General features: G+C 71.4%; 10 protein-coding genes. All 10 read right to left on the reverse strand.

Annotation, left to right across the window (positions count from 1 at the left end):
* Positions 1–184: 184 nt before the first annotated feature.
* The 10 genes from groL to AC3WXD_RS10795 all read right to left on the reverse strand — a co-directional run bounded on the left by groL (position 185) and on the right by AC3WXD_RS10795 (position 12,198).
* Entirely contained in the window at positions 185–1,816 is a 1,632-nt protein-coding gene (gene groL, locus AC3WXD_RS10750) for a chaperonin GroEL (protein WP_059413168.1), read from the reverse strand.
* A 53-nt stretch (positions 1,817–1,869) separates the two neighbouring features.
* Positions 1,870–2,160 (reverse strand): co-chaperone GroES, encoded by a 291-nt coding sequence (groES, locus tag AC3WXD_RS10755; protein WP_059413169.1) that lies wholly within the window; start codon positions 2,158–2,160, stop codon positions 1,870–1,872.
* A 222-nt stretch (positions 2,161–2,382) separates the two neighbouring features.
* On the reverse strand, positions 2,383–3,348 hold the full coding sequence (locus AC3WXD_RS10760) for an ABC transporter ATP-binding protein (RefSeq protein WP_492323666.1): 966 nt from the start codon (positions 3,346–3,348) through the stop codon (positions 2,383–2,385).
* Entirely contained in the window at positions 3,345–4,430 is a 1,086-nt protein-coding gene (locus AC3WXD_RS10765; RefSeq protein ID WP_492323667.1) for an ABC transporter ATP-binding protein, read from the reverse strand. Before AC3WXD_RS10765 ends, AC3WXD_RS10760 begins: the two co-directional genes overlap by 4 nt.
* Positions 4,427–5,362 carry an ABC transporter permease gene (locus tag AC3WXD_RS10770; protein WP_492323668.1) on the reverse strand — a complete coding sequence of 312 codons (936 nt, stop codon included), beginning with the start codon at positions 5,360–5,362 and terminating at the stop codon, positions 4,427–4,429. Before AC3WXD_RS10770 ends, AC3WXD_RS10765 begins: the two co-directional genes overlap by 4 nt.
* Positions 5,355–6,272: an ABC transporter permease gene (locus AC3WXD_RS10775; RefSeq protein ID WP_454731350.1), complete on the reverse strand. Its 918-nt coding sequence runs from the start codon at positions 6,270–6,272 to the stop codon at positions 5,355–5,357. The genes AC3WXD_RS10770 and AC3WXD_RS10775 overlap by 8 nt, the downstream gene beginning before the upstream one ends.
* Positions 6,273–6,285: 13 nt before the next feature.
* Positions 6,286–7,848, reverse strand: coding sequence for an ABC transporter substrate-binding protein (locus AC3WXD_RS10780; RefSeq protein WP_492323669.1), 1,563 nt, complete (start codon positions 7,846–7,848; stop codon positions 6,286–6,288).
* Positions 7,849–7,856: 8 nt separating this feature from the next.
* Positions 7,857–9,395, reverse strand: a complete 1,539-nt coding sequence (locus tag AC3WXD_RS10785; RefSeq protein WP_492323670.1) for an ABC transporter substrate-binding protein — start codon at positions 9,393–9,395, stop codon at positions 7,857–7,859.
* Between the two features lie 35 nt (positions 9,396–9,430).
* Positions 9,431–10,966: an FAD-dependent oxidoreductase gene (locus tag AC3WXD_RS10790; RefSeq protein WP_492323671.1), complete on the reverse strand. Its 1,536-nt coding sequence runs from the start codon at positions 10,964–10,966 to the stop codon at positions 9,431–9,433.
* Positions 10,963–12,198: an acyl-CoA dehydrogenase family protein gene (locus AC3WXD_RS10795; protein WP_492323672.1), complete on the reverse strand. Its 1,236-nt coding sequence runs from the start codon at positions 12,196–12,198 to the stop codon at positions 10,963–10,965. The genes AC3WXD_RS10790 and AC3WXD_RS10795 overlap by 4 nt, the downstream gene beginning before the upstream one ends.
* Between the last annotated feature and the right edge of the window lie 126 nt (positions 12,199–12,324).

Genomic DNA, 12,324 nt, shown 5'->3' on the forward strand with positions numbered 1-12,324 from the left:
AGAGGGGCCGGGGGAAAGGGCCAGCGCCGGCGCGCGGCACAGGCGGTCACTGTCGCTTCGTGGCGGCGCCGCCCCTCTCCCCCTGCCCCGCTCCCGCACGCGGGAGCGAGGCGACAACACACATCAGGCTGATTTCCGCCGGCAGGCCACGTCGCCCGCCACGGCCATCAACCGGCCGTCAGGCTCAGAAATCCAGCCCGCCCGGCGCGCCGCCCGGCAGCGCGGGGGCGGCGTCGGCCTTGGGCAGTTCGATCACCGCCGCGTCCGTGGTCAGGATCAGGCCGGCCACCGAGGCGGCGTTCTGCAGCGCGGTGCGCGTGACCTTGGTCGGGTCGACCACGCCGCCTTCCACGAGGTCGCCGTATTCGCCGGTGGCCGCGTTGTAGCCGAAGTTGCCCGAGCCCTCCTCCACGCGCGCCACGATCACGCTGGCTTCCTCGCCGGCGTTGGTGACGATCTGGCGCAGCGGCTCTTCCAGCGCGCGCAGCACGATCTTGATGCCGGCCTGCTGGTCCGGGTTGGCGCCGGTCACGCCCTTGACCGCCTGGCGCGCGCGGATCAGCGCCACGCCGCCGCCGGCCACGATGCCTTCTTCCACCGCGGCGCGGGTGGCGTGCAGCGCGTCTTCGACGCGGGCCTTCTTTTCCTTGACCTCGACCTCGGTGGCGCCGCCGACCTTGAGCACGGCCACGCCGCCGGCCAGCTTGGCCACGCGCTCCTGCAGCTTCTCGCGGTCGTAGTCGGAGGTGGCCTCGTCGATCTGGGTGCGGATGCGCTTGACGCGCGCCTGGATCTGCGCGGCGTCGCCGGCGCCGTCGATGATGGTGGTGTTTTCCTTGCCGATCTCCACGCGCGCGGCCTGGCCCAGTTCTTCCAGCGTGGCCTTCTCCAGCGACAGGCCGACTTCCTCTGCCACCACCTGGCCGCGGGTGAGGATGGCGATGTCCTCCAGCAGCGCCTTGCGGCGGTCGCCGAAGCCCGGCGCCTTGACGGCGGCGGCCTTGAGGATGCCGCGGATGTTGTTGACCACCAGCGTGGCCAGCGCCTCGCCGTCGACGTCCTCGGCGATGATCAGCAGCGGGCGGCCGGACTTGGCCACCTGCTCCAGCACCGGCAGCAGGTCGCGGATGCTGGAGATCTTCTTGTCCACCAGCAGCAGGAACGGCTGCTCCAGCACCACCACCTGCTTGTCGGGGTTGTTGATGAAGTACGGCGACAGGTAGCCGCGGTCGAACTGCATGCCTTCCACCACTTCGAGCTCGTCGCCGAGCGACTTGCCGTCTTCCACGGTGATCACGCCTTCCTTGCCGACGCGGTCGATGGCCTCGGCGATGCGCTCGCCGATGGCGCTCTCGCCGTTGGCCGAGATGGTGCCCACCTGCGCGATCTCGCGGCTGGTGGTGGTCGGCTTGCTGATGCGGCGCAGCTCCTCGATGGCCACGGCCACCGCCTTGTCGATGCCGCGCTTCAGGTCCTGCGGGTTCAGGCCCGCCGCCACGTACTTGACGCCCTCGCGCACGATGGCCTGGGCCAGCACGGTGGCGGTGGTGGTGCCGTCGCCGGCGTTGTCGCTGGTGCGCGAGGCCACTTCCTTGACCAGTTGCGCGCCGACGTTCTGCAGCTTGTCCTGCAGCTCGATCTCCTTGGCCACGGACACGCCGTCCTTGGTCACGGTGGGGCTGCCGAAGCTGCGCTCCAGCACCACGTTGCGGCCCTTGGGGCCGAGCGTGACCTTGACCGCGTTGGCGAGGATGTTGACGCCTTCCACCACCTTCGCGCGCGCCACGTCGCTGAACACTACGTCTTTCGCTGCCATTGCTGTTGTTCCTGTGTCGTTGTCTGTTGGTCGGGTTACGGTGCGGCGGCGCGTCAGCGCTCGACCACGGCGACGATGTCTTCCTCGCGCAGCACCAGCAGTTCCTCGCCGTCCACCTTGACGCCCTGCCCGGCGTACTTGCCGAACAGCACGCGGTCGCCCACGCGCAGGTCGGGCGCGATGCGCTCGCCGGCCTCGTTGCGGCGGCCCGGGCCGACCGCGATCACTTCGCCCTGGTCGGGCTTCTCGGCGGCGCTGTCGGGAATCACGATGCCGGACGCGGTGCGGGTTTCGTTGTCGGACCGCTTGACGAGAACGCGGTCATGCAGGGGACGAAGGCTCATGCTGGCTCCTGGATGGGAAAGGGATTCGGGCCGGGGCGGCGCTGCGCCGTCGATGCGATTCAGCGCGTTTCAGCGCGCGTCGACACGGTCGATCAGCACTCGGCACCGGCGAGTGCCAAGTATAGAAACGCGCCCCCGCGCCCTCCAACTGCTTGTTTCGCATTTCCTTATCAGGGGCGCCAGGGGGGCACCCAAGGAGGCACCAAGGAAGCGCGCCCGCGCTCAGAGATCGAAATGGCAGGCCACGCGGTGCGCGGCGCCGGCCGGCCGCAGCGCCGGCTGCTGCTCGCGGCAGCGCGGCGCGGCATGCGGGCAGCGCGACTGGAAACGGCAGCCTTGCGGCAGCGCGATCGGCGACGGGATCTCCGCCATCGCGCCGCCCTGCGTGCCACTTTCCACGCGGCTTTCGCTGGACGCCATCAGCGCCCGCGTATAGGGATGCCGGGGATGGCGGATGATGTCGTCGCGGCTGCCCAGCTCCACGAACTCGCCCAGGTACAGCACGCCGATCCGGCTGCTCATGTAGGCCACCACGGCGAGGTCGTGCGAGATCAGCACATAGGTCAGCCCCTGCTGCTGCTGGATGTCCTTGAGCAGGTTGAGGATCTGCGCCTGGATGGAGACGTCGAGCGCCGACACCGGCTCGTCCAGCACCAGCGCGCGCGGCGCCAGGCCCAGCGCCCGCGCGATCGCCACGCGCTGGCGCTGGCCGCCGCTGAGCTCGTTGGGAAAGCGCTGCGCCAGCGTCGGCGCCAGGCCGACGGACTGCAGCAGCGCGGCCACGCGCGCGGCCAGCGCCGGCCCCTTCGCCAGGCCGTGGATGCGCATGGGCTCGGACACGATGTCGCCGATCCGCATCAGCGGGTTGAGCGATGCATAGGGGTCCTGCAGCACCGGCTGCACCAGCCGGTGGAAGGCCTTGCGCTCGCGCGCCGTGCGCGTGGACAGCGGCTTGCCGTCCACGTGCAGCCGGCCGCCGCTGGGCGGCTCGGCCGCCAGCAGCAGGCGCGCCAGCGTGCTCTTGCCCGAGCCGGACTCGCCCACCAGCCCGAAGGTGCTGCCGGCGGCCACCTCGAAATCGACGCCGGCCACGGCATGCAGGGTCTTGCCCTTGCCGAACAAGCCCTTGCGTACCTGGTACTGCTTGCGCAGGTCTTCCGCGCGGATGAATGCGGTGGCTGCGCTCATGCGACCTTCTGCCTGGCTGGAGGAACGGAAACGGGCTGCGCCACGCCATCGGCGCTCGCGCGGGCGGCCTCCACGCGCTGCGCGGTGTGCCAGCAGGCCACGCGGCGCCGGCCGCCGCCATCGTCACCATCGTCGCCACCCCACTCGAACCAGTTCGGGTAGGCGGCGTGGCAGCGCGCCGCGGCCTCGGGGCAGCGCGGCGCAAAGCGGCAGCCGGGGGCCCAGTCGCGCGGCAGCGGCGGCGTGCCCGGGATGGTCCGCAGCGGCGCGTCGCAGTCGGACAGCGACGGGATCGCGCGCAGCAGGCCTTCGGTGTACGGATGCACGGGATGCGCGAACACCTCGGCGATGGGACCCTGCTCGACGATGCGGCCCGCGTACATGATGGCCACGTCGTCGCAGAACTGCGCGGCCAGCTGCAGGTCGTGCGTGATGAACACGATGGTCATGTCGCGCGTGGCCTGCAGTTCCTTGAGCAGGCCCAGGATCTGCATCTGCACGGTCACGTCGAGCGCCGTGGTGGGCTCGTCGCAGATCAGCAGGTCCGGCGAGCAGGCGATGTTGATGGCGATGGACACGCGCTGGCGCATGCCGCCGCTGAACTGGAACGGGTAGCTGTCGAGCCGCTCGGCGGCGGCGGGAATCCGCACCGCCTCCAGCGCCTGGATGCTCAGGCGGCGCAGCTCGCGGCGGTCGGTGACGCCGTGGTGCCAGCGGAACACCTCGCCGACCTGCTCGCCGATGGTCAGCAGCGGGTTGAGCGAGGTCATGGCGTCCTGCAGCACCATGCCGATCTGCCGGCCGCGCACCTTGCGCAATTCGCGCGCGGGCAGGCGCAGCAGGTCGCGGCCCTTGAACAGCACCTCGCCGCCGACCACCTTGCCGTTGGCCGGCAGCAGGCCGAGCATGGAGGCGCAGGTCATGCTCTTGCCCGAGCCGGACTCGCCCACCAGCGCCAGCACCCTGCCCTTGCGCACCGCCAGGCTGACCTGGTCGACCGCGGTGATGGTGCCGTTGCGGGTAATCAGTTGCGTGGCCAGGCCACGCGCTTCGAGCAGGATGTCCATGCGTTCCCCGTTCACCAGGTCTCCGGAATGACGGGGTTGAGCTTGCCGCGCAGCGCATCCCCCAGCAGATTGACGGCCAGCACGGTGACGATCAGCACCGCGCCCGGCATCACGCAGACCCACCACGCGGTGCTCAGCTGGCCGCGGCCTTCGGCGATCATCGAGCCCCACGAGGCCGCGGGCGGCTGCACGCCCAGCCCCAGGAAGCTCATGGTGGCCTCGAGAATGATCACGCTGCCGATGTCCAGCGTGGCCAGCACCACGAAGATGCCGGCGATGCCGGGCACGATGTGCCGCAGCATCACCCACGCCGGGCCGGCGCCGGCCAGCCGCGCCAGCAGCACGTACTCGCGCGACTTCAGCGACAGCACCTCGCCGCGCGTGATGCGGGCGAAGCGCGCCCAGTTGGCCAGCGTCAGCACCACCACCAGGTTGCTCATGTTGACGCCGATCACGCCGGCCAGCACCAGCGCCAGGATCACCGCCGGGAACGCCAGCTGCATGTCGGTCAGGCGCATGATGAAGGCATCGGCCACGCCGCCCAGGTAGCCGGCGACCACGCCGAGCAGCGTGCCGAGCACGCCCGCCAGCGTGACCACGATCAGCGCGATCGCCAGCGACACGCGCGCGCCGTGGATCACGCGCGAGAGGATGTCGCGGCCGAGCTGGTCGGTGCCCATCCAGTGCGCCAGCGACGGCGGCTGGAAGGTGTCGGCAAGCGCGATGGCCACCGGGTCGAACGGCGACAGCCACTCGGCCAGCACGGCGCAGGCGCACACCGCCAGCACCACGGCGAGCGCGGCCCAGCGCTGCGCGCGCGCCAGCCGCCGGCGGGAGCGCGCCTGCGTGGCGGCGGGCAGCGCGGGCTCGGCCGGTATTTCGCGGACGGTTTTTCCGACGGTCTGGCCAATGACAGGCCGCATGGCGGCGCGGACGGTATCAGGCATAGCGGATGCGGGGATCGATCACGGCGTAGAGCAGGTCCACCGCGAGGTTGACCGCGGCGAACACCAGCGCGGCCACCGTCACGGCGGCCTGCACGACCGTGTAGTCGAGATTGTTGATGGAATCGAGCAGCAGCTGCCCCACGCCGGGCCAGGCGAACACCACCTCCACGGAGACGGCGCCGCCGAGCAGCACGCCAAACTGCAGCGAGACGAAGGTGATCACCGGCAGGATGGCGTTGCGCAGCGCGTGGCGCAGCACGATCACGTGCTCGGGCACGCCCTTGATGCGGGCGAACTTCACGTACTCCGAATGCAGCACCGTGGTCATGCTCGACAGCGTCAGCCGCGCCACGCCGGCCGCCGCGTACCAGCCCAGCGCCAGCATCGGCAGGACCAGGTGCGAGACGGTGCCGTAGCCGCCGGTCGGGAACCAGCCGAACTGCAGCGAGAACACCTTGACGAACACCAGGCTGAAGAAGAACGGCGGCGCCGCCTGCCCGAGCACGGTGAAGATGCGCGCGCACTGGTCCGCCACGCCGTCCGGCCACAGCGCCGACGCCACCCCCAGCGGCAGGCCGATCAGCACCGCCACGGCCAGCGCCGCCACCGCCAGCAGCAGCGTGGGCAGCAGCGCCTGCGCCACCACGCCCAGCGCCGGGCGCGAGAAGCGGTACGAGGTGCCGAAATCGCCGTGCGCCAGGTCCGCCACGAAGCTGGCGAACTGCACCGGCAGCGGGCGGTCCAGCCCCATCTGCTCGCGCAGCACCTGGCGGTCGGCCTCGGTGGCTTCCGGCGGCAGCATCAGGTGGGTCGGGTCGCCGATGGCGCGCACTACCGTGAAGATCACGGCGATGACCAGGAAGACCGTCAGCGCCGACTGGCCGATGCGCCTGAGAAGGTAGTTCAGCATCGCAGCTCCCGGCCTATTTCCAGGCCACCTCGCGGAAGTTCAGGCTCCAGCCCGCGACCTGCGGCTTCCAGCCGAGCTGCGGGTCCTGCACGTAGAGCACCTTGGGCTCGGCCAGCAGCACGGCCTGCCCGTCGTCGCGCGCGATCTGCAGCACCTGCCGGAAGATCGCATCGCGCCGGGTGCGCTCGGACTCGCCGTCCACCTGCGCCACCAGCTTCTCCACTTCCGGGTTGGTGTAGTCCGACCACGTGCCGTCCTTGATGGCGGCGCCGCCGATCACGTGGATCGGGTCGTAGATGGCGTTGCCGAAGCCCATCACCACCAGCGGCCCGCTCTGGTGCGTGTTGTTGAGCCGGTTGTAGGCGATCGAGTCGATCACCTTGATCTGCGTGCGCACGCCGACCTGGCCCCAGTAGGCGGCCAGCGTCTCGCAGATCGCGCGCGGCTGGTTGCTCGGGCAGGTCAGGCTGGTGTCGAAGCCCTTGGCGTAGCCGGCCTGCGCCAGCAACTGGCGGGCGCGGGCGGCGTCGAACTCGAACGGCTTGAGCGCCGGGTTGCTGCCATACGGGTAGCTCGACGGAATCAGCGCGTTGAGCTCGGCTGCCTGCCCGCGCAGCACGCTGGCGATCAGGGCCTTCTTGTCGACGGCGTAGTTCAGCGCCAGCCGCACCTCGCGCTTCGACAGCGGCGAGGCCGGGTCGCTGGCGTAGATGCGGATGTGCAGCGGGCTGCCGCCGTCCACCACCTCGGCCGCCAGGCCCTTGTTGGCCGCGAGGCGCTCCAGGTCGGTGGGCGCGACCTCGGTGGCCAGGTCGATCTCGCCGGCCAGCAGCGCGCTGGCGCGGCTGCTGGGCTCGGGGATGACCTTGTAGACCAGCCGCGCCACGCCGGGCTTCTTGCCCCAGAAGCCGTCGAAGCGCTCGAACACCAGCTCGCGCCCGACCTGGTTCTGCACGATCTTCCACGGCCCGGTGCCCACCGGCGCCTGGCCGAAGGCCTCGGCGTTCGGCAGGCCCTGCACGTACTTGCGCGGCACCACGTAGAGATAGCCGGCCAGCTTGTTGAGGAAGGCGCCATCCTTTTTCTTGAGCCGGAACACCACGGTGTGCGCGTCCTTGACCGTGGTGGATTCCACCACCGGCGCGAAGAACGGCCGGCGCGTGCTCTTGCTCTCGGGCTGCAGCACGCGGTCCATCGAGAACTTCACGTCGTCGGCGGTAAACGCGTCGCCGTTGTGGAACTTCACGCCGGCGCGCAGGCGGAAGGTCCACACCAGGCCGTCGGCGCTGATCTCGTAGCCGGTGGCCAGGCGCGGCTCCAGGTTGCCCTGGCGGTCGAAGCCGTACAGCGAATCGAAGGCGTTCCACGCGTACTTGGCCGATTCGATGCTGGGCGGGATCAGCGGGTCGAGGTTGGCCGGCAGCGCCGTGATGGCCACCACCACGGTCTGCCGGTCGACGGCGGGCTTGCCGTTGATGGCCGATGCGGGCGTGGCGAAGCCCCAGGCCAGCGCGGCGGCCACGCTGGCGGCCAGGGCCGCCTTGCGGCGGCGGATGTTGAGAGTGTCTTGGGTCATGGCGGATTTCATTTCCACGTCACCTGCCGGAAGTTGAAGCTCCAGCCGGCGACCTGCGGCGACCACTGCAAGGCAGAGTCGGCCACGTAGTTGAGTTGCGGCTCGGCGATCAGCACGGCCTGGCCGTCGTCGCGCGCGAGCTTGAGCAGGCGGTTGAAGATCTCGGTGCGGCGCGCCGGGTCGTTGACGCCCTCCACCTCGTCGACCAGCGCCTGCACGGCCGGGTTGTCGTAGTCGGCCCAGGTGCCGTCCTTGGCGATGGAGCCGCCCACCACGTGGATGGGGTCGTAGATGGCATTGCCGAAGTGCGACAGGAACAGCGGGCCGCTCTGGTGCGTGTTGTTGAGGCGGTTGGACGCGGTGGACTCGATCAGCCGGATCTGCGCCTTCACGCCGACCTGCGCCCAGTAGGCCGCGATGGCCTCGCAGAAGGCCCGCTCGAAGGTCGGCGTGGTGCACATCAGGCTGGTGGAAAAGCCCTGCGGATAACCCGCCTCGGCCAGCAACTTGCGCGCCAGCGCCGGGTCGTAGGCGAACGGCTTGAGGCCCTTGTTGGGATCGGTCGGGTAGCTGTCCGGGATGTGCGAGCGCAGCGGCGCGGCGCGCCCGCGGAACACGTTCTTGATCAGCGCGTCCTTGTCGATGGCGTAGTTCAGCGCCAGCCGCACCTGCGGCTTGGACAGCGGCGTCTTCGGATCGTTGGCGTACACGCGCACGAACACCGGGCTGCCGCCCGGCACGGACAGGCTGCGCAGGCCCGGGTTGGCCTGCAGGCGCTCCACCTCGGTCGGCGCGATGTCGGTGGCGAGGTCGATCTCGCCGGCCAGCAGCGCGTTGACGCGGCTGCTGGCCTCGGGCACGAAGCGGTAGACGATGCGGTTGACCTTGGGCGCCTCGCCCCAGAACTGCGCGAAGCGCTGCAGCTCCAGCGACTGGCCGATCTGGTACGACACCACGCGGTACGGGCCGGTGCCGACCGGCTGCCGCGCGAACGCCTCGGGCGAGCCCAGGCCGCGCGTGTAGGCCTCGGGCACCACGTACAGGTAGCCGGCCACCTTGTTGAGGAAGGCGCCGTCCTTCCGGCGCAGGCGGATCACCACGGTGCCGTCGTCGGGCGCCTGCACGCTCTCCACCGCGTTGACGAAGAACGGCCGGCGCGTGCTCTTGGTGGCCGGGTCGAGGATGCGCTCCAGCGAATACTTCACGTCGCGCGCGCTCAGGCTGTCGCCGTTGTGGAACCTGACGCCCTTGCGGATGGTGAAGGTAAACACCAGTCCGTCCTCGCTGATCTTGTACGCGGTGGCCAGGCGCGGCTCCAGGTTGCCCTTGACGTCGAAGCCGTAGGGCGTGTCGAACACGTTCCAGGCGTACTTGGCCGAGTCCACGCTGGGCGCGACCTGCGGGTCCAGGTTGCCGGGGCCGGAGGCGAGCGCCACCACCAGCGTCTGCCTGTCGACGGCGGGCTTGCCGCCCACCGCGTGGGCCGGGCCAGCCGACAGCATCAGGCAGGCGGCGGCCGCGCCGGTCATTCGCAAAACAGCCTTCATGAAACAGGTCCCTCTCTCTGGGTTGGATGATGGATTCACGCCGCCGCGCGCCGCGCGCCGCGCGACACCGCGTGCCGCGCGGCGGCGCGGCCGCCGACGAGGCATTCGGCAAGATTGCCGCCGGCCATGTAGAGATGGCCGAAGGCGCTGCCCAGCTCGCCGGCCGCGTACAGGCCCTCGATGGCGCGGCCGCGCACGTCCAGCACGCGCTGGCAGGCGTCGTGCACGGGGCCGCCCTGGGTGTTGATCACCAGCGGCCACACCGGCGCCGCGTAGAACGGCGCGCGCGCCAGCGCCCGCATGGTGGCCGGCGGGCGGCCGAACGCCGCGTCGTGGCCGTCCGCGCAGGCCGCGTTCCACGCCTGCGCGGTGTCCGCCAGCGCCGGCGCGGGCACGCCGGTCAGCGCCGCGAGCGCGGCCAGCGAGCCGGCCTCGCGGAAGATGCCCAGCGCCAGCTCGCGGCGGTTGTCCGCGCTCCATGCGAACGACTGCTGCGCGTCATGCGCGACGAAGCGGCCGAGCGGATACATGCCGAGACCGTCCGCGTCGAGCACCATCCACGCCGGCAGGCGCGTGTTGCCGCCGTGGTTGCCGTCGAGATGGGAGAAATGGCGCACCCCGGTGTCGCCGGGATAGGGCTCGTATTCGTTGGCGAAGCGCCGGCCGCGCTGGTCCACCAGGATCCACGGCATCACCGGCAGGTGCGCGGTCGGCAGGCCCGGCGTCCACATCGGGAAGTTCTTGACGTAGAGCCCGTAGGGAAAGTCCGGGTCGGGGTGGCGGAAGCCATACGGCCCGTGGAAATGCCACATGTGCCAGAGGTCAGCGCCCAGCTCCTGCGCCATGCGGATGCCGTCGCCGGTATTGCCGAGGAAGCTGCCGTTGAGCACCGTGGCCGGCTCCAGCCAGTCGCTCTGCATGCGCGCGTTGGCCTCGAAGCCGCCGCAGGCCAGGATCACGCCCTGGCGCGCCTGCACCGGCAGGCTGCCGTGCGCGTCCTCCAGCTCCGCGCCGCATACCGCGCCGGCGGCGTCGCGCACGAGCCGCGCCACGCGCGTGGCGGTCAGCACCGACACCGGGCGGCGCTCCACGTGCGCCTGCAGCAGCCCGAAGAAGCGCGCCCCGGCGGGCGAGACCTCGCGCACGCGCGGCGGCACCGGATGGCGGAACGCCAGCCCGGCGGGCAGCGCCTGCACTTCGGCGTAGCCGAGCGCCTCGAAGCCCTCGAACGGATAGTTGCCGGGCGCCGGGCGCACCGCCAGCTCGGCGCCGATGTCGCGGGCCAGCGCCGCCAGCCACGCGGGAAAGTCGCGCATGCCGTCGGCCAGCACGCGCAGCACGTCGTCGGGCGTGCGCCCGCCGCAGGTGCGGCGCAGGTAGGCCAGCGCCGCGTCCGCGTCGAAGGCCATGCGCGCGCCGCCCGCCGACACCACCGACAGGCCGCCCGGCGACGGCATCTTCTCCACCAGCAGCACCACCGCGCCGGCATCCGCGGCCTCGATGGCCGCCGCCGCGCCGGCCGCGCCATAACCGACCACCAGCACGTCGCACGCCAGGCCGCGCGTGCTCATCGCTGGCGCGTGGAGTCGAACGCCTGGCCCAGCGCGGCGGCGCCGATGGTCTGGTGCGTGCGGTCGTGGCCCACGTGCAGGATGTGGGTCTTGAGGTCGCGGATCAGCCGGCCCAGCGGATGGTCGTCGAACAGCGCGGTGGAGCCGGTCAGGCGCCCCAGCGTGTCGGCCGCCAGCACGGCGGCCTGCGCGCAGGTCGACTTGGCCGCCATCGAGAGCAGCTCGGCCTGCGGCACGTCCGGCTGCCGCCACGCGGCGATGGCATGGTCCAGCGCCGCGGCGGCGGCCTGCAGCGCCGCCGTCACCTCACCCACGTGGGCCTGCACGAACGGATCGGCCACGCGCTCCGGGAACTGCCGCAGCCACGCCAGCGACCAGTGCAGGATGCCTTCGCCCATGCCCAGGTAGTTGGCGGTGAAGCCGAGGTGGAAGCGGCCCTGCCAGCGCCCGCGCAGGTACTCGCCGGGCTGGCCCAGCACGTGGCTGGCCGGCACCTCGACCTGATCGAGCCCGATCTGCGGGCTGGCCGCCACGCGCATGCCGCTGGGCGCGTACCAGTTGTCGTCCTGCGCGACGCCGGGCATGCCGGGCTCGACGATCACCATCTGGTGGTTGGCCGCCATGCCCTCGACGCCGTCGAGCGAAGTGAAGACGATGCCGTAGCCGCGCGCCACGCCGTTGGTGGCGTACTGCTTGCGGCCATGCACGCGCAGCCCGCCCGCGTGCGGCGTGGCGGTGGTCTGGAAGCGCGCGGCGCCGGGCGTCAGGCCCGGCTCGCTGCCGATGAACGAGAACAGCGACAGCCCGTGCCGCAGCGGCGCGAGAAAGCGCGCGTGCTGCTCGGGCGTGCCGGCCTCGAGCACGGTCCATACCGCATGGTTGTGCACCTGCAGGCAATGCGCGGTGCCGGGCGACACGCGCGCCACCGCGCGGATCGCCTGCAGGTAGGTGGCGGCCTCGCCGGTGCCCAGGCGGCTGTCGGCGCCGCCGAGCGACTCGGGCAGGGTCAGGCGCAGCCAGCCGCCGTCATGCAGCTCGCGCAGGTTTTCCAGCGGCAGCGCGGCGGCTTCGTGCAGCGCGCGTTCGCGCGGCGCGAAGCGCGTCTGTGCCAGTTGCCGCAGCGCCGCCAGGTCCGGCTGCCGCGCATCGGCGACAGCAGCGGCGGCGACGGGCGCGGGCACATCGGGCAGGCCGGCGGCGCGGGCGGGATCGGTTTCCAGAACGGCGGACATGGAGGGCGTCTTCTTCGATGCGGTTGCCGGGCGACAGGCTTGGCGCCCCGGGCAGGCTGGCAGGCCGCCGCCGCCGCGCCGCCGCCGCTGCCGCGGATGGCGGCGCAACGGACCAAACGAGCGAAG

Source organism: Cupriavidus sp. FW216-B1, from assembly GCF_058789195.1.